This is a genomic window from Streptomyces sp. NPDC022552 (assembly GCF_055561875.1).
In genome coordinates this window covers 948351-965112 of record NZ_JBVHGJ010000002.1, presented here as the reverse complement: position 1 = coordinate 965112, position 16762 = coordinate 948351, and the positions used below count along the sequence as shown (strand labels likewise).

The 16762-nt window shown below is 66.4% G+C and carries 15 protein-coding genes; 11 read left to right on the top strand and 4 right to left on the bottom strand.

The features are described 5' to 3' along the window. The first annotated feature begins 84 nt into the window (after window positions 1-84). The 4 genes from ectA to thpD are packed head-to-tail and all read left to right on the top strand — an operon-like array spanning window position 85 to window position 3179. Window positions 85-609, top strand: coding sequence for a diaminobutyrate acetyltransferase (ectA, locus tag ACZ3OF_RS09300; RefSeq protein ID WP_467303691.1), 525 nt, complete (start codon window positions 85-87; stop codon window positions 607-609). Further along, on the top strand, window positions 606-1874 hold the full coding sequence (gene ectB, locus ACZ3OF_RS09295; RefSeq protein ID WP_361668989.1) for a diaminobutyrate--2-oxoglutarate transaminase: 1269 nt from the start codon (window positions 606-608) through the stop codon (window positions 1872-1874). The genes ectA and ectB overlap by 4 nt, the downstream gene beginning before the upstream one ends. Before the next feature lie 38 nt (window positions 1875-1912). Then, window positions 1913-2311: an ectoine synthase gene (locus tag ACZ3OF_RS09290; RefSeq protein WP_361668991.1), complete on the top strand. Its 399-nt coding sequence runs from the start codon at window positions 1913-1915 to the stop codon at window positions 2309-2311. Between the two features lies 1 nt (window position 2312). After that, a complete protein-coding gene (gene thpD, locus ACZ3OF_RS09285; protein ID WP_361668994.1) occupies window positions 2313-3179 on the top strand; it encodes an ectoine hydroxylase in 867 nt (288 codons plus the stop codon). Between the two features lie 113 nt (window positions 3180-3292). Here thpD and ACZ3OF_RS09280 read toward each other — a convergent pair whose 3' ends face one another. After that, a complete protein-coding gene (locus tag ACZ3OF_RS09280; protein WP_361668996.1) occupies window positions 3293-4360 on the bottom strand; it encodes an alkene reductase in 1068 nt (355 codons plus the stop codon). Between the two features lie 115 nt (window positions 4361-4475). Here ACZ3OF_RS09280 and ACZ3OF_RS09275 point away from each other — a divergent pair, with 115 nt between their 5' ends. Beyond that, window positions 4476-4988, top strand: a complete 513-nt coding sequence (locus ACZ3OF_RS09275) for a MarR family winged helix-turn-helix transcriptional regulator (protein WP_361668999.1) — start codon at window positions 4476-4478, stop codon at window positions 4986-4988. Window positions 4989-5081: 93 nt separating this feature from the next. Here the strand turns inward: ACZ3OF_RS09275 and ACZ3OF_RS09270 are convergent, their stop codons facing one another. Both ACZ3OF_RS09270 and ACZ3OF_RS09265 read right to left on the bottom strand, forming a co-directional pair. Continuing rightward, window positions 5082-6137, bottom strand: a complete 1056-nt coding sequence (locus tag ACZ3OF_RS09270; RefSeq protein ID WP_361669002.1) for an aminotransferase class V-fold PLP-dependent enzyme — start codon at window positions 6135-6137, stop codon at window positions 5082-5084. A 102-nt stretch (window positions 6138-6239) separates the two neighbouring features. Then, window positions 6240-6932 (bottom strand): DsbA family oxidoreductase, encoded by a 693-nt coding sequence (locus tag ACZ3OF_RS09265; protein ID WP_467303685.1) that lies wholly within the window; start codon window positions 6930-6932, stop codon window positions 6240-6242. 110 nt (window positions 6933-7042) lie between these two features. On the opposite strand from ACZ3OF_RS09265, the gene ACZ3OF_RS09260 reads away from it, so the two are divergent. The 4 genes from ACZ3OF_RS09260 (at window position 7043) to ACZ3OF_RS09245 (ending at window position 11728) form a co-directional block, all read left to right on the top strand. Further along, window positions 7043-8743, top strand: a complete 1701-nt coding sequence (locus ACZ3OF_RS09260; RefSeq protein WP_467303683.1) for a recombinase family protein — start codon at window positions 7043-7045, stop codon at window positions 8741-8743. 411 nt (window positions 8744-9154) lie between these two features. Then, a complete protein-coding gene (locus tag ACZ3OF_RS09255) occupies window positions 9155-9295 on the top strand; it encodes a hypothetical protein (protein ID WP_467303681.1) in 141 nt (46 codons plus the stop codon). A 1639-nt stretch (window positions 9296-10934) separates the two neighbouring features. Next, window positions 10935-11240 (top strand): hypothetical protein, encoded by a 306-nt coding sequence (locus tag ACZ3OF_RS09250; protein ID WP_467303679.1) that lies wholly within the window; start codon window positions 10935-10937, stop codon window positions 11238-11240. 11 nt (window positions 11241-11251) lie between these two features. After that, window positions 11252-11728 (top strand): hypothetical protein, encoded by a 477-nt coding sequence (locus ACZ3OF_RS09245; RefSeq protein WP_467303677.1) that lies wholly within the window; start codon window positions 11252-11254, stop codon window positions 11726-11728. Between the two features lie 1244 nt (window positions 11729-12972). Here the strand turns inward: ACZ3OF_RS09245 and ACZ3OF_RS09240 are convergent. After that, the gene (locus ACZ3OF_RS09240) at window positions 12973-14319 is read right to left on the bottom strand and encodes a tetratricopeptide repeat protein (protein ID WP_467303675.1); all 1347 of its coding nucleotides are present in this window, start codon (window positions 14317-14319) and stop codon (window positions 12973-12975) included. A 992-nt stretch (window positions 14320-15311) separates the two neighbouring features. Here ACZ3OF_RS09240 and ACZ3OF_RS09235 point away from each other — a divergent pair. Together ACZ3OF_RS09235 and ACZ3OF_RS09230 are read left to right on the top strand one after the other, a co-directional pair. Next, window positions 15312-15755 carry a glycine-rich domain-containing protein gene (locus ACZ3OF_RS09235; RefSeq protein ID WP_467303673.1) on the top strand — a complete coding sequence of 148 codons (444 nt, stop codon included), beginning with the start codon at window positions 15312-15314 and terminating at the stop codon, window positions 15753-15755. A gap of 81 nt (window positions 15756-15836) precedes the next feature. Then, window positions 15837-16670, top strand: coding sequence for a protein kinase family protein (locus tag ACZ3OF_RS09230; RefSeq protein WP_467303671.1), 834 nt, complete (start codon window positions 15837-15839; stop codon window positions 16668-16670). The last annotated feature ends 92 nt before the right edge of the window (window positions 16671-16762 follow it).

Here is a 16762-nt window from a genome sequence, read left to right as displayed (position 1 = left end):
CTCGCGCGAATAACACATCGATCCTCTCCCGCCCACCCCTCCGCCCCATGCAATCCAAGAATTCGATCGGTAAATTGCCTCGGCATGACCGCAGCACAAGCAGCCATGACCTTGGAAAGCCCACGCGTGGAGGACGGAGCCGCGATATGGCGCATTGCCCGCGATTCCCGGGTGCTCGACCTGAACTCCTCGTACAGCTACCTGCTGTGGTGCCGCGACTTCGCCGCCACGTCGCTGGTCGCGCGCGCCGCCGACGGTGAGCCGGTCGGCTTCGTCACCGGGTACCTGCGCCCCGACCGGCCCGGGACCCTCGTCGTCTGGCAGATAGCCGTCGACGAGAGCCACCGCGGGCGGGGCCTGGCCGGGGTGCTGCTCGACGCGCTGACCGCCCGGGTCGCCCCGGACGCGGTCGAGACGACGGTCACCCCCGACAACACCCCCTCGGACCGGCTCTTCACCGCCTACGCCGCCCGGCACCGCCTCCCCCTGGAGCGCGAGGTCCTCTTCGACGGGGGCCTGTTCCCCGACACCGCCGACGGCGGCACCGCCCACCAGCCCGAAGTCCTGTACCGCATAGGCCCCTTCCACCCCACGGGAGCATCGCTGTGACCATCACCCCGCCCGAACTGAGCGTCTTCGAGACCCTTGAGTCGGAGGTGCGCAGCTACTGCCGCGGCTGGCCCACCGTCTTCGACCGCGCGCAGGGCGCCAGGCTCACCGACGAGGACGGGCACGAGTACCTCGACTTCTTCGCCGGCGCCGGCTCGCTCAACTACGGCCACAACAATCCCGTACTGAAACGGGCGTTGATCGACTATCTGGAACGTGACGGGATCACCCACGGTCTCGACATGGCGACCACCGCCAAGCGGACCTTCCTGGAGACCTTCGAGGAGGTCGTGCTGCGGCCGCGCTCGCTGCCGTACAAGGTGATGTTCCCGGGCCCGACCGGCACCAACGCGGTGGAGTCCGCGCTGAAACTGGCCCGGAAGGTGAAGGGCCGCGAGTCGGTGGTCTCCTTCACCAACGCCTTCCACGGCATGTCGCTGGGGTCGCTGGCCGTCACCGGAAACGCCTTCAAGCGGGCCGGCGCCGGCATCCCGCTGGTGCACGGCACACCGATGCCGTTCGACCACTACCTCGACGGGCAGGTACCGGACTTCCTCTGGTTCGAGCGACTGCTCGACGACCAGGGTTCCGGTCTGAACAAGCCCGCCGCGGTGATCGTCGAGACGGTCCAGGGCGAGGGCGGCATCAACGTGGCCCGCCCCGAGTGGCTGCGTGCGCTCGCCGAGCTCTGCCGGCGCCAGGACATGCTGCTGATCGTCGACGACATCCAGATGGGCTGCGGCCGCACCGGCGCGTTCTTCTCCTTCGAGGAGGCCGGCATCACCCCGGACATCGTCACGCTGTCGAAGTCGATCAGCGGGTACGGGCTGCCGATGTCGCTCTGCCTCTTCCGTCCCGAGCTGGACGTCTGGGAGCCGGGCGAGCACAACGGCACCTTCCGGGGCAACAACCCGGCCTTCGTCACCGCCGCCGCCGCGCTCGACACGTACTGGGCCGACGGCCAGATGGAGAAGCAGACACTGTCCCGCGGCGAGCAGGTCGAGCAGGCGCTGCTCGCGCTCTGCGAGGAGAACTCCGCCGACGGCGCCCACTACCGGGGCCGGGGCCTGGTCTGGGGCCTGGAGTTCGCCGACCGCACGCGCGCGGCGAAGATCTGCGCGCGCGCCTTCGAGCTGGGACTCCTGCTGGAGACCTCGGGCCCGGAGAGCCAGGTCGTCAAGCTCCTGCCGCCGCTGACCATCACCCCCGAGGAGCTGGACGAGGGGCTGCGGACGCTGTCCCGCGCGGTCCGCGAGACCGTCTGAACCATCCGTAACACCGCTAGACGCAAGGGAGTTGCAGCGTGATCGTCCGATCGTTCAAGGACATCGAGAACACCGAACGCCATGTGAAGGCGAAGTCCGGCACCTGGGAGAGCAAGCGGATCGTCCTCGCCAAGGAGCGGGTCGGCTTCTCGCTCCACGAGACCGTGCTCTACGCGGGCACCGAGACGTCCATGTGGTACGCCAACCACATCGAGGCCGTCCTGTGCGTCGAGGGCGAGGCCGAGCTGACGAACGACGAGACCGGCGAGACGCACTGGATCGAGCCGGGCACGATGTACCTGCTGGACGGCCATGAGCGCCACACCATGCGCCCCAAGACCGACTTCCGCTGCGTCTGCGTCTTCAACCCACCGGTCACGGGCAGGGAGGACCACGACGCGAACGGGGTGTATCCACTGCTCACGGAGGAGGGCTGACATGACGAACGTCCTGACCGACCTGTACCCGACCCGCGGCGCCGCCGAGGTGCTCACGCCCCGCCGGGACCCGGTGGTGTGGAGCGACGCCCCGGGCCTGGAGTCGTACGAGCGGGACGGCTTCCTCGTGGAGCCGGAGCTGCTGGCCGACGACGAGGTCGCCGCGTACCGGCGCGAGCTGGACCGGCTGGTCGCCGATCCCACCGTACGGTCCGATCCGCGCGCGATCGTCGAGTCGAAGTCGGCGACCGTACGCTCCGTCTTCGAGGTGCACCGGATCAGCGAGGTCTTCGCCCGGCTGGTCCGCGACGAGCGGGTGGTGGGCAGAGCACGCGAGATCCTCGGATCGGACGTGTACGTCCACCAGTCGCGGATCAACGTGAAGCCGGGCTTCGGCGCCTCGGGGTTCTACTGGCACTCGGACTTCGAGACCTGGCACGCGGAGGACGGACTGCCGCGCATGCGCACGGTGTCGGTGTCGATCGCGCTGACCGAGAACCACGACACCAACGGCGGCCTGATGATCATGCCGGGTTCACACCGCACGTTCCTGGGCTGCGAGGGCGCGACGCCGAAGGACAACTACAAGCGTTCGCTGCAGATGCAGGACGCCGGCACCCCGTCCGACGAGGCCCTGACCTCGCTCGCGGACGCGCACGGGATCCGGCTCTTCACGGGCCGGGCCGGTTCGGCGACCTGGTTCGACTGCAACGCGATGCACGGCTCGGGCGACAACATCACGCCGTATCCGCGCAGCAATGTGTTCATCGTCTTCAACAGCGTGGAGAACACGGCGGTGGAACCGTTCGCGGCGCCGGTGCGGCGCCCGGAGTTCATCGGAGCGCGGGACTTCACGCCGGTTCGGTGAGCGCGGTGCGGTGCGTCGGTGGGGTGCGGTGCGTCGGTGCGGTGAGCCCGGTGCCGTGAGCCGGTGCGGTGGGGAGCGCGGGGGCCCTTGGTGCGGGGCCCCCGCGAACTCCCTCACAGCGCCGGGTAGTCGGTGTAGCCGCGGTGGTCGCCGCCGTAGAAGGAGGCGCGGTCCGGCGTGTTGTACGGGCCGTCGTTCCGCAGCCGCGCCGGCAGGTCGGGGTTGGCGATGAACAGCGCTCCGTACGCGACCATGTCGGCCGTGCCGTCCTCGATCAGGGCCAGCGAGGCGGCGCCGGTCGGGCCCTCGGTCGCCGGGTTGAGGACGAACACTCCGGAGAAGCGCTTGCGCAGCACCAGGGTCAGCTCGCGGACGGCCGGGGCGGCCTCCATGAGGTGCAGATAGGCGATGCCGATCGGGTCGACGGCCTCGACCAGCGCGGTGTACGTCTCCTCCGGCCCGGTCTCGGTGATGTCGTTGTAGGGGTTGGCCGGGGAGATCCGCAGCCCGGTGCGCTCGGGGCCGATCTCGGCGGCGACGGCCCTCACCACCTCGACGGCGAACCTGATCCGGTTCTCGACCGGACCGCCCCACTCGTCGGTGCGGTGGTTGGTGCCCGTGGCGAGGAACTGATGCACGAGGTAGCCGTTGGCGCCGTGGACCTCGACGCCGTCGAAGCCCGCGTCCACGGCGTTTCGCGCGGCGGCCGCGTACGCGGCGACGGTGGCGCGCACCTCGTCGGCGGTCAGCTCGCGCGGGGTGACGAAGTCCTTGAGGCCGTCGAGCGTGTAGAGCTGTCCGCCGGCGCGGACGGCGGACGGCCCGACGGGGTGGAGGTCGCCGTCGAGGAGGTCGGGGTGACCGATCCGCCCGGTGTGCATCAGCTGCGCGAAGATCGTGCCGCCACGGGCGTGGACGGCGTCGGTGACCGCGCGCCAGGCGGCGGTCTGTTCGGGGCTGTGCAGACCGGGGGTGCCGGGGTAGCCCTGGCCTTCCGCGACCGGCTGGATGCCTTCGCTGATGATCAGGCCGGCGGAGGCGCGCTGGGCGTAGTACTCGGCGACCAGGGCGGTCGGTGTCCGGTCCACGGCGTCGGCGCGGCTGCGGGTCATCGGGGCCATGGCGATGCGGTTGGCGAGCCGGGCTCCGGAGAGGTCGATCGGGTCGAATGCGGTGGTCATGCCGGTCTCCCAGAAATTTATGTGGTCGGCCAAATATGTGGCCCGACATCACCGTAACGCATTAGTTGGTCGACCAAGGTAATCTGGGGGCATCAGCCGCAGCGAGGAGAGATCGATGCCCGAGTCCCCGTCCGTGACGACGTCGGAGCCCGTCTGTACGGGTCCGGTACCGTCCGCCGCGCAGGGCGGACCGGTGAGCCACGGGCTCTCCCGCGTCGCCCGGCTCCACCGCATCGCCGCAGGTCGGCTGCTCAAGGAGATCGGGCTCTTCCCGGGCCAGGAGTTCCTGATGATGTGCCTGTGGGACCGCGGGCCGGCGCGCCAGTCGGAGCTGATCAAGGCCATGGGCCTGGACCCGTCGACGGTCACGAAGATGCTCCAGCGACTGGAGCAGAGCGGCCACGTCCGCCGTACACCGGATCCCTCCGACCGCCGCGCGGTCCTGGTCGAGGCGGCGGACGACGGGGGCGAGCTGCGGACGGGGGTCGCGGACGCCTGGACGGGCCTGGAGGAGTACACCCTGGCAGGGCTCACCCCCGCCGAGCGGACGGAACTGACCCGTCTGCTGGCGAAGGTCGAGGGGAACCTCTGCGCGGAGACGGACGGGTGCGGGGCGGCGGCGCCGTGAGGCGCGGGCGCCCCGGCATCGGCATGCGACCTACGCGCTCGGCGGGGTGACGGCGCCCGCACAGCCGGGCGCCCGAGCGCCCGGCACGCCGTGTCAGCCCGCCAGGACCTCCAGGGCCCGGTCGACGTCGGCCGAGCCGTTGTAGAGGTGGAAGGACGCCCGCAGGTTGCCCGCGCGGGCGGACATCAGGACGCCCGCCGCGAGCAGGGCGGACTGGCGGTCGCCGAGGCCCGGGACGCCGACGACGCCGGAGACGTCAGGCACCGGAGCGTGCCCCAGCTCCACGAGCCCGGCACGGAACCGGGCGGCGAGGGCCTTGTTGTGGGCCTCGATCCGCTCGATGCCGATCTCTTCGAGCAGCGCGAGCGAACGGGCCGCGCCGTGGTACGAGAGGAAGGCCGGGGGTTCGTCGAACCGCCGTGCGGAGCGGGCCAGTTCGCGCACCGGACCATAGCTGTTGGTCCACAGCTCCTCGCCCGTGACCCAGCCCGCGTGGATCGCGACCAGCGAGTCCTGCGCCTCCTCCCCGACGGTCAGGAAGGACGCCCCGCGCGGGCAGAGCAGGAACTTGTAGCCGCCGGCCACCGTGTAGTCCCACTCCCCCGCCCGCAGCGGCAGCCACCCCGCCGACTGGGTGGCGTCGAGGAGCGTACGGGCGCCGTGCGCGGCCGCCGCGGCCCGTACCGCCGTGAAGTCTGCCGTCCTGCCGTCCGCCGACTGGACGGCGGAGAAGGCGACGAGCGCGGTCTCGGGGCGGACCGACTCGGCGAGGAGCTCCAGCGGCACGAAGCGCGTCTTGAGGTCGCCGCGCACCGTGAACGGGGTGATCAGGGAGCTGAAGTCGCCCTCGGGGAAGAGGATCTCGGAACCCGCGGGCATCGACTGCGCGACCATGCCGACGTGGACGGAGACCGAGCTGCCGACCGCCACCCGGTCCGGGTGGACGTCCATGAGCCGGGCGTAGGTGGCGCGGGCCTCGGCGACGATCTCGAAGTCGCCGGCCCCGTTCGGACGGCCGGCCGCGGTCTCCTCGGCGAGGAGCGTGATCGCCTCGATCGTGCGGCGCGGCAGCAGCGCGCAGGCGGAGGTGTTCAGATACGTCTGCTGCGGCGCGAACTCGGCTCCGCCGAGGGGTTCCATGGCATCCATGGGACCAGCCTGGGGTTCCCCCGAACCCACGTCAATGACAAATGATCATGGGGAAACCCCAAGCGGCGCTTATGTTCCGAGGTGGGAGCGGTGGGGGACCGCTCAGGAGGTCCGGCAGGTGCCGTCGACGTCGCAGGCCTCGGCGTCGCCGCCGACCGGCTGGAGCGCCCGGCCCTGCCACGCCTGCTCGAGGGCCCGCGTGAAGACCTCGGCGGGCTGGCCGCCGGAGATGCCGTAGCGGCGGTCCAGGACGAAGAACGGCACGCCGTTCGCGCCGAGCTCGGCCGCCTCGCGCTCGTCCGCCCGTACCGCCTCCGCGTACGCGGTCTCGTCGGCGAGCACGGTGCGGACCTCGGTCTCGTCCAGGCCGGCCTCGACCCCGAGACGTACCAGGGTCTCGGCGTCGAAGACGGACCGCTCCTCGGCGAAGTTCGCGCGGTAGGCGAGGTCGAGCAGCTCGTTCTGCCGGCCGCGCTCCTTGGCGAGGTGGAGCAGGCGGTGGATGTCGAAGGTGTTGCCGTGGTCACGGCCCTCGGTGCGGTAGCCGAGGCCCTCGGAGTGCGCGTTGGAGGCGACGTGCGCCTCCATGGCGCGGGCCTCGTCCAGGGTCCGGCCGTACTTCTTCGCCAGCATGTCGATCACCGGCGCGGTGTCGCCCTTGGGCCGGTTCGGGTCGAGCTCGAAGGAGCGGTGCACGACCTCGATCTCGTCGCGGTGGGCGAACTCCGCGAGCCCCTTCTCGAAGCGGGCCTTGCCGATGTAGCACCACGGGCACCCATGGACCAACGGAGCCATACGGCTACTGACCTGCGGAAACGACGCTAGGAGCCCTCGCGCACTGCGCTAGGTAACCCTCGCGCTCTAGGGGCGGGTCAGTGCTACCCAACTCCGATCAGGGACCCCACATGGAACGCGAGGACTACCCGGCACTCAAGGCGCTGGGGTTCGAGGACGACGAGCTCAAGACGCTTGGACTCTGGGAGCCGGTCTCCGGCTCTCCGGAAGAGCTGGCAGAGATGTACGTCCGGCGCAGCAAGAAGAAAGACACACTCAGCTCACTGCGGGAACACGTCCGCCGGATGTGCGCCCATGCCGCCAACGAGCGGAAGAAGATCCGCCACGTCTGGTTTGAGCAAAAGAGCGCCAGCAAGGCGTACGTGCGCCGCGAAGAGTTCGAAAAGGCAACCGGCGCCATCACCGAAAAGCTCCTCTCCAAAACTCTCTATGTCTTCAAGACCAGCCGCCTTTCCCGGCGAGGCATGGGGCAGGTTGGCCTTTTGCTCGACAAGCTGGACGAACTGAAATCCCGCATCTACGCCGTAGCCGAACACCTGGATTCATCCAAGGCGCGAATGCTTTTCGCCATCCTCAGCGAGCAGGCACGCGAGCAAGCCGCCGATATAGCGACGTTCACCAAGGTCGGCATTGACGCCAATAAGTCGGAAGGGCGCTGGACAGGTGGCGTGGCGCCTTACGGGCTCTACTCGCCGCCGGGGTCAGGAAAGCTCGACCACCACCCCAAGGAATACCCGACCGCACGCCGAATTGCGGTCTACCTCCTTAACCGGCTGACGCCCGCATGGATCGCGAACAAGCTGAACTCGGAAGGGCTGAAAACTCGCCACGGAAAGAAGTGGACAGCGTCCGGGATTATCAGCCTTGCACACTCCGTAACGTGGGCGGGCTTGGTGGCCAACCGGGAAAAGATGCTCGACGAAAAGGGAAGAGATCTCGGAAAGTACCACCGAGGAGGAACCCCCTTGCTCGACGAGAAGGGCCACCCGGTCTCGTGCGGAAAGGGAGTTATCTCCTTCGCCGAGCACGTGAAGATCAAGAAAATTCTCGCCGAGCGAGCCCAGCCGGGAACCTCCATTGGCGACAGGACACGCGGAAAGCGTGAAACCGTGGCACTCCTCACCGCCATCTTTCGCTGCCCGCACTGCAAGGGACCGATGGCAAATGGCGGCGTAAATTACCGCTGCTACACCCGACAGATGGAAGGGGAGTCGTCTTGCATTGGCATCTCCACGGATCGCAAACGAATCGATGCAGCGATTGAGTGGGCTTGGGTCTCGCACGTCCACTCACTCACCCCGGAATCTCCGACCATCCATGAAATCGCGCGAGAGTGGCTTTCCTATCAGGACCCCGAAAAGGAAGAGCGCAAGCAGCAGGTAACAGCCGCCCTTGAGTCTGCCGTAGGAAGAGAAATGAAGCTCCGCAAGGACCATTTCGTTCTCAACCGTATCTCCGAGGCAGACTACGAATATCTCTGGCAAGAGCTCAACAAGCAGATCGACTCGCTCAAAAAGGAACTCGCAGGACTCGCCAAGTCCAACGACCTCACGCCACTAATGGAGCCCGAACAGCTTTCGTCACTTTGGGTCGGCGCCGGATTGGGGGAACGGCGGGCCCTGCTGAAAGCGGCGATCAAGAAAATCTCGATCACGCCGCCAAAGTACCGGGGCGACCGAACCCCCATCACACAGCGGCTGATTATCGAGTGGAAGGACACGGAAAACGTGATCTCAGACAACGCGCTTGACTCCGCATTCGACCGAGTGGAGAACAGCCGCAAGCGCCGACTCCCCGAGGAAGCCGCCTAGCGCCCCCTGAGAGCCCGTACAGCCCCGGATGGCACCCCAAGCCGTCCGGGGCTTTCTCATGCCCGCAGACGGCCGCACAGGGACGCGTACAGGTGCCCCCGTCTCCGGCTGTCGGCCAGGAAGCCGCCTGCGCGCCCCCGTGGGCCCCTGGGAGACGCCCCGGCCCCCCGAAGTGGGCGAGGACGCTCCCGTGCCCGCAGACGGCCGTACAGGGTCCGTCGCACAGCCCTCAGCGCGCTGGCACTCCGGGAGCAATCCCTGAATTCAGCAACTGCCCTCCCACGCAGGTACTGAGATCCGTACCTGACCCTCCACCCGCTGGCAGGTAACCACTGCGCTCTAGGTCAGGCGGAGAGAGAGAGAGAGAGAGAGAGGGCGCGAGTGAGCGCAGAGAACTTCTGGGAACGGGTGATGAGTTGGGCGTCTGAGGACTCCCACCGTGGCCGACTGGTCCGGGCCTTCCAAAGCAACCTAGGCGACAGCGCCGAACTACAGGCGCAGCGGGTGGGGATGCTCTCCATCTACATGGAGCGCGAGGCCGTCGCCGCGTAAGAGAACAAGCCGTCCGGCACACCGCTGGGCGGCTTTTTCGCTCCCTCATTTCGTCGCCTTTCGTCTCCCCCAGCCGGCCGTTCCGTCTCTTTGCGTCCCAATTCCGTTCCATTACCGCCACGGAGAAACCTTGAACTCGCACCTACTTGCCGAACTCCACAACGCCGAATCTGCCGCATGGGCGGCTCTCGCCAACCCCACCACGGACGCGCTCATAGAGATCCATGGGCTCATCGGAAAGGCCCTGCGCATCGCCGAGGGACAGGTTTCCGCCCCTCGCTGTGAAGCGCCTTCCTGCACCAACACTGTGGAGTACGGCGGAGTCGGGCGGCCCCGCCGGTACTGCTGCGACAGATGCCGGAAGAGGGCCCACAGGGCAGCGGGCAGCGCATGAGGGGGCTCTGCCTAGCTGTCTGTTCTTTATCTAGATCAAGAGTTATCGATCTTAGGTAACACAAAAGAAAACCTATAAGCATTACCAGCTTCCGTAACGTCTGACCGAGAAAGAGAACACCCATGCTTGGCTTCCATGACACGCCCGTCTGCGAAGAGTGCCCCGAGTGGCTGACCGGCCGTCAGTCCCGCTACTGCTCGCCGCGCTGTCGACAGCGTGCCTACCGACGCGCCCGCTCTAGCAACGCCCCCGCCCGCCTATGCGTTCTCTGCGGGGCAGAGTTCCGACCCACCCGGGGTAAGCAGACGTACTGCGATTACGAGTCGAGCGCCGGTCCCTCGTGCGCCGCTATGCAGGAGCAGCGTCAAGAAAGGGTGCGCGAGCTGGATAACGCGCGCTGGGATGCCGAGTGCGCGCACTGCGGGAAGAACGTCGATTGGGAGGGAGTAGGCCGCCCTCGGCGTTTCTGCTCACCCCGCTGCCGGACGGCTTTCTACCGAGCGGAGAGGAAGAGGGCTTAGATGCCCCTACATGCCCCACAGGCGCCCTCATTCAGGCCCACTCGGGTTTCCCCCCTTCCGAGACTCTCCCGTAGTCGCAGGCGCCCACACAGGGGCTCTCCATTGTCAGCACCCTTAGCCTTTTCAGTAACGCTTGGGTAAAGGTTTTTTCGGAATGTCCAGTGCGTCCCGAATAGTCGGTAACCCTTGCGCTCTAGAGGGGGTGGGCAAGAAACGCCACTCCCTCTAGCAAAGGACACTACCAATGAGTTTCGTGACGCCCCACGAAATCGATCGGGCCCTCGGGGCGCTGGCCGATCACTGCATTGTCCCCCGGGATTCACGCCACCGAAACGCAGTGCTTGACGCATTCGGAACTATTGCCCGTGCGGGGCGCGAACTGGCCGACGCTATCGAGCGGGAGGCAAGCCAGAATGCCGCCTGCTAATTCAGCCACCACCCCCAGCCGGCCGCCCCTGCCCGGGGAAATTCGCGAGGACGAGTGGCGGTATCTGCCGGGGATTTATGACGCCCTGCGTGCTATCACTTACGACGCTCCCGGACAGTGGGTAAACCGACGTGACCTAGGCCGAGAGCTAAGCCACTGGATAGGGCGTCACGGCAAACCGACTCCGCCGATAGGAACCCTTAATCGCGTGCTCAAGCGCGCCGGATATCGACGAGGCCGTGTCAGTTCCACGCCTGTGGTGCACGGGCTACAGCTACTAGAAGGAAAGAGAACCCTATGAGCAACTACCAGGATGACCTAGACGTCAACGGCTACACCCCCGGAAGCCTTGAGACGAACCTACGCAGCCGGGCCGACGCTTGGAATTTCGACCACCAGGCAGAGACGGCGATTTCCTACGCTGGGCAGGGCGGGGAGGTAAGCCCCCAGCTACGTATGTCGATGGGCTACTACCAGACCGGAAAGAAGGCCGCTGAGGCTACCGGTCGTGACGTCACGGACCCGAACGCATCAAAGGACGGAGCCGACAAGCTGTCTGCTGCCTACCGTGCGATTTCCCAGCCCCGCCCCAACTCCCTCTGAGAGGTAAACCAATGACTGACGCCAAGCTAGAAAAGGCTCGCGCCGCCGCTGCTAAGGCCGCCGAGGAAGTGTCCAAGCTGGAAGCGCAGGAAGCCGAAAAGGCCGCGCAGATCGCCGCTGAGAGGGACGCCAAGCAGCGTGAGCTAGACCTTGAATTCCTCGCGCAGTGGCAGACCCTGGACACCGAACTACAGGACGCCGCAACCGGCGACGCTGCGGCTGCTATTTATTCCGGCGCCGACCCTATCCAGGCAGTAGCCGCATTCTGGATCGCCCGTCAGAAGCGTACTGTCGTCCGGCAGTATGCACAGAACGCCTACCTTCGGGTGCACCGTGAAATCCCTCCGAACTTCGCGGCAGATCTCGGGTACCGAGACATGATGATTGCGCAGCGCATAGAGGAGGCGATTTCGAGGGCCTCGCAGAGGCACGCCGCCGATTATGCCGACGAGCTAGACGCAAAGTGGCTGGTGCCCGATGGCAACTGACGCACTCGATCCCGGACCATCGGGGGATTTCCCTTGGTTTCCACGCCTGCCGGACGGCTCGCCAGCATGGGCCGACGTGGTGCCGACCAGCTATTCGGGACCAGTCGTCCGACGGGGCACGGAATGGCTAACAAGTCCTTCGGGGCGACGAGTTGGATTTGATGTGACACCCCGAGATGCGGCGGGGAATCCCATCATCGTCCCGATTCGGCAGGCATGAGGCGGCCGAGGGCGGAGCAGCGCGCAGACGCAAAGTGGCCCCGTCGCCGGCCTGAGGTCGATCCTGGCGCTGACCTGCATCTTTGGTGAGCAGGCAAGCGGATATCAGGGTTCGCATGAACAAACCTGACGCCCCGTAAGGCCCCTGCCCTATTTCAAGGTGGGGGCCCTTCCCATATTTAAGGAGACCCCCATTCCTCGTAAGCCCCGGGTGCCATGCCCACAGCCTGGGTGTCCCGAGCTGACTAATGGTGGACCGTGTGAGGAACACGCGAAGCAGCGTCAGAGTCAGCGCGACAGCAACGCGAAAAGGGGTGGCTATGACGTCCGCTGGCAACGCATCCGGAAAGCATTCATCTACCGGAATCCATGGTGTGTTCTATGCAGTCGAGCGGCTAACGTCGCCGACCATTGGCCGCTGAGTCGCCGCGAACTGCAAGCAAGAGGCGAGCCGAATCCCGATGCGCCTAAGCACTTGAGGCCGCTTTGCGTGTCTTGCCACAACAAGGAAACGGCCAGGAATCAGCCGGGCGGTTTCGCTGCCGAGCATCGCTCGAACGCCACGCGCAAATTGGTCTAGTTGCGGGCACCATTTTTCCGCTCCCTCTCGCTCAGTGCTGGCAGGGGTGGGGGGTACCCCCCTTCCCCCCTCAGGCTGATCGGCAGGGAGGCAAAAACCTACGATGGCTAATCAGACCTTTTCTGTGGACGCCGGGCCTTTCTGATACCCCAAAGAATGGACGACCATGTCTTATCTGACCCCCGAAGATCACGCCCTCATTGAGCGGCTAGCAGCAGCGCGAGTGAAGATCGCGGAGTACGACCGGAATCGAGCGCGCACCCCTAAGCGGATGAGCCAGATCTATCTAACCGGCCTAGATGCGCGCACCATTCGCGAGTACCAGGCACGCGAGAATAGCTAGATCGGATTCGTCTTCTAGCAACGTAAAGGCCCGGCACTTCCCATTCTCAGGGGAGGCGCCGGGCCATTTTTCGTTTTAGCCCACCGTCGCAGCGGCTGCGGGTCAGCGGGGCATTAGTTGCGGCGGGGTAACTAGTCGGGCTTGCTCAAATAGGTCTCGGGCAGCGTGGTTCTTGAGGTACGGCTTAATTCGACTGTGCATGGTTTTGATGCGGTCATCCGCCCGTCCCGATTGGAGGCTCGGGTAGTCCTCCAGGGCGAGAGTCCATGTTTGGCACGCTGCCTCAAGGTGCCCTAGGTCGAGCTGCCTTTCAGCGAGGGTGCAACGATGCCGGACGCGAGCGCGCCGATAGACGCTTTGGCGGATCTTGTCTGACTGCTGCATTGCTGCGATAGACCCGGCGATGTCGCCCAACTCGAAACGCACTTGGCTCGTGTGGTAGAGCAGCGAGGAAGGGTCGTAGGAACCGAATGCCTTGGACTGAGACTCAGCCTTTTCCATGGCCACTTCAGCTTCCTTGAGGTACGCCTGCGCAGCAACTCGGGCACCTGTCTGCGCTGCCGCGTGAGCTTGCTGACCGGCGAGGAAGGCGCGCATTCGAGGGCCCGCTTTCGGGGAGGCGGCAGCGGCGGCGTCCGCAAGTCGCATTGCCTCCGCACCGTGCCCTAGGTCGACGGCCTGAACACTCATTCCTCGCAGCGTCGTGCAGAACGTCAAGTGATCCTCGGATGCCCCCGCAAGCTCAAGGGCCTTGAGGTAATAGCGCTGGGCCAATCCGTGCAGCCCCTCGTCTACCGCCATGTACCCCGTGAGGTAGCAGAGATCCGAGACGGCCCCCATCATGGCTTTTCGCACGCTGTCAGGTGCCTCCGCACGCAGGTACGGGGCCGCTGTGTTCACGAGGAATGCCGCAGCCATGGGGCGCGCGGTCCGCCCGCCGAACTGGTCGTCAAGGTCAGAGATTCGCTCGGTCATGGCTGCGACGGTTTGAACGTCCGCCATTCCTATGCGCTGAACGTGGCCCTTCTGAACGGCTTCCATTCGACCGATCACATCGGGCCAGTTGGGAATTGTCAGCGCGACGGAGAAAAGGCCAACCCCAAGAACGCTTCGGCGGGACGGGTCCATGTCTTGCCTCCCCAGGTCTAGCAACCCTTCCACCGTACTGGGGTGATCGGCTTGCTGATCTCCGGGCGCCGGGGGGAATCCTGCCTCGCTGGCCGTCACGGGGCGGCGCAACCTGCGGGCGAGTGCTTCCAAGATCAGCGGGCGTACGTCCTCTTTCGGCTTGTGCCCCTTGAGCCACTGGTGCACCGATGGCTCTCGGTACCGAAGGGGCGTCCCGCGCTCTGTACCTAAGCGGTTGATCTCCTGTGCGAACTGACGCAGCGTCCAGCCGGTTTCCCGGTACAGGCGCTCTAGCCCCTCGTTCGGTTCCGGCGTAGCCACTGGCCCTCAACTCCCCGCGCTGTGAAGCCGCTTAAAGCTCTTAAGTCCTGCCGCTGCTGCAACGGTACCGCCGCCGGTAGCAAGGCGGTTGCCTAGTGCGAGCAGAGATCACCGCAAGGGACGACGCCACAGCGAGGGGCCCGGAACCATGGATGAGAGAGCCACCCCCCAGCGCGACGACGCGGCCTTACTCGCTGAACTGATTGCGGCGGGCGGGTTCTGGAGGCTCGCGCCGGAATGGGTGCCCCGGAGCGGCTACGTGGGTCCGTCGGCACCGTTGTTGCTCATGGTGCGGGACGGCCTCGAAAGGCGGTTGATCCGTGAACGGCCCTGAGAGCCCGCGTGAGCACCCGCGAGTGTGGGAGCCGGGGGAAGTCGCCCGGGACGTGAGTACGGGTCGTGTGGGCCGCGTTATGGGCCACGAGGGGCCGCGCTACCAACTCCGCCCGCTGAATGGAGGCAAGGAATGGGAAGTCGACCCGTCGGCACTGCTTCCGGCGCAGCAGTCGGACGCGCTGTCCCCGGGCGTAGCCGACGCGAATCGACGCAGCCGGGAATACCGACTCCTGCTGTGAGGCGCCGCTCTCAGCCGTACGGAAACACCGGCCTGTGGGTCGGTATGCGGGTCTACGAATCCACCCATGAAATGGTTGGAATCATTGCCCACATCGCTCCGGGCGGTCTTGTCCACATGGTCCGCCCGACCGGATTTCGTTGGCAGGCACCATGGACCCGCGTCCGCCCCGCCACGGAAGCCGAACAGCGCCAACTCGCCGCACTCCGAAAGCTCCATAGAACGCGCTGCGCCGGGCTCGTTGCATAGGACCGCCGGCTGAGCGTTACAGCCCTCAATCTCCGCTCTCTGTCTGTGAGTTCATAACAGTGGCTCCCCCGCCATTCGTCCGGGCAGAGAGCGGGTACCACTCCCACCCGCCAAGAGAGCGAGTGGGTGGCAAGTGCAGCTCTCCAAACCACTCAGGAGGAAAGCAGCCATGACGGCTATCAGCAACGACCTTCGGACCGGCCGCGCGCTGGTCGAGTCGGAACTGTTCGACAGCATCGCGGAATTCACCGTGATGCACTTCGGGTACGACCAGGAGAGGGCGGAGCGCGCGACCGATCAGGCGCTCGCGTTCCTCGCCACGGTCGGCACGGCCACGGTGAAGATGGTTCCGAGCGACGACGTCGACGGCGCGCTTCACTCGTTCATCCTGCACACCGCCGACTACCGCGAGTTCTGCGAGAAGTACGCGGGCCGGTTCCTGGAGCACAACCCGCGCCCGGGTGGCGGGGGCCGGATCTTCGAGGAGGTGCAGGCGACCGCCCATGCGATCAAGGCCAACGGGTTCATGGTCATGGACGACCTGTGGACCGTGAACGGCGAGAGCGCGGCGCAGTGTGACTCCGACTGCGGGCGCGACTACCGCAACGTCTGACCGCCGGTAGTCTCCGGCCCGTGAAGTGCGTGGAGCCGATCTCCAACCCGGGGGTCGGCTCCGCCGTTGGAAGGTGAATTCATGAATTCCGATGGACCGTACGAACCGCCCTTGGGTTCGCTGGGCCCTCTCAACCCTGGCCCCAAAAGACTCGTTCTCAACCGGCGCGGCTCCACCGTGTGGGAGGTGAAAACTGAGCTTGGTCCCTACGCCGTGAAAGTCGGCTACGCCAGCAAAACTCACGCGTGGACGGCTCTTGCGCCTGCCCGTGAAGCGGCCATTCTGCGGCAGTTGACCCGCGAGCCAATCCTCAGCGGGGAATGGGAGCGGGGCACGTGGAGCGCTCAGCCGTGGCGGAAGGGCGACAGCCTTTATGAGTTGTGGGAGCCGCACCGGTTCGAGAGTGAGCCGACAGCACCGGATGTTGGCGAGGCCCTTTCGTGTGCCGTCGCCCTCGCTGCGCTGCACGAAAAGGGCTGGGTGCACGGGGATGTTCAGCCCGCCCATTTCATCCTCGGACGGACGGCCGGAACGTTCCTGATTGATCTTGCCCTCGCCCGGGGCGGGGCCGTTCCCCGTGGCTGCGACTTTCCGTATCGGGGGTGTCTCGTCCACTACGAGGCGCCGGAAATCTCGGCGAGCGTCCTGGAATCCGGAACTGCGACGCCGACGCGCGAGGCGGACGTGTACGCGCTGGGGGCATCCCTATTCATCAGCGCAACCGGGTGGCGGCACGTCGACTATCCGGACGACGCGTCCCGCGAGGATCAGCGGCGAGCCATCGTGGCGGGCCCGCATCGGCCCGTGAACGTGCCCGGAGTGCTGGGCTCTCTCGTCCCCCACATGCTCAGCCGTGCGCCCGCTGACCGGCCGTCGAGCGCCGAGGTATGCGAGACCCTGAGCGCTGCCCTGTAGGACCCTCTGCGCCCCGTCCATGCGGTCTCAACGGCCCCGTGGGCGGGGCTTGTTCGTGCGCGTCATAGCCGCTGATCAGGGGCCCGCGATAA

What these genes read in the sequence shown, in the direction of transcription:
- ectA (WP_467303691.1), top strand. Translation starts at nt 85, where the DNA reads ATGACCGCAGCACAAGCAGCCATGACCTTGGAAAGCCCACGCGTGGAG.
- thpD (WP_361668994.1), top strand. Translation starts at nt 2,313, where the DNA reads ATGACGAACGTCCTGACCGACCTGTACCCGACCCGCGGCGCCGCCGAG.
- ACZ3OF_RS09280 (WP_361668996.1), bottom strand. Translation starts at nt 4,360, where the DNA reads ATGACCACCGCATTCGACCCGATCGACCTCTCCGGAGCCCGGCTCGCC.
- ACZ3OF_RS09275 (WP_361668999.1), top strand. Translation starts at nt 4,476, where the DNA reads ATGCCCGAGTCCCCGTCCGTGACGACGTCGGAGCCCGTCTGTACGGGT.
- ACZ3OF_RS09270 (WP_361669002.1), bottom strand. Translation starts at nt 6,137, where the DNA reads ATGGATGCCATGGAACCCCTCGGCGGAGCCGAGTTCGCGCCGCAGCAG.
- ACZ3OF_RS09265 (WP_467303685.1), bottom strand. Translation starts at nt 6,932, where the DNA reads ATGGCTCCGTTGGTCCATGGGTGCCCGTGGTGCTACATCGGCAAGGCC.
- ACZ3OF_RS09260 (WP_467303683.1), top strand. Translation starts at nt 7,043, where the DNA reads ATGGAACGCGAGGACTACCCGGCACTCAAGGCGCTGGGGTTCGAGGAC.
- ACZ3OF_RS09255 (WP_467303681.1), top strand. Translation starts at nt 9,155, where the DNA reads ATGAGTTGGGCGTCTGAGGACTCCCACCGTGGCCGACTGGTCCGGGCC.
- ACZ3OF_RS09250 (WP_467303679.1), top strand. Translation starts at nt 10,935, where the DNA reads ATGAGCAACTACCAGGATGACCTAGACGTCAACGGCTACACCCCCGGA.
- ACZ3OF_RS09245 (WP_467303677.1), top strand. Translation starts at nt 11,252, where the DNA reads ATGACTGACGCCAAGCTAGAAAAGGCTCGCGCCGCCGCTGCTAAGGCC.
- ACZ3OF_RS09235 (WP_467303673.1), top strand. Translation starts at nt 15,312, where the DNA reads ATGACGGCTATCAGCAACGACCTTCGGACCGGCCGCGCGCTGGTCGAG.
- ACZ3OF_RS09230 (WP_467303671.1), top strand. Translation starts at nt 15,837, where the DNA reads ATGAATTCCGATGGACCGTACGAACCGCCCTTGGGTTCGCTGGGCCCT.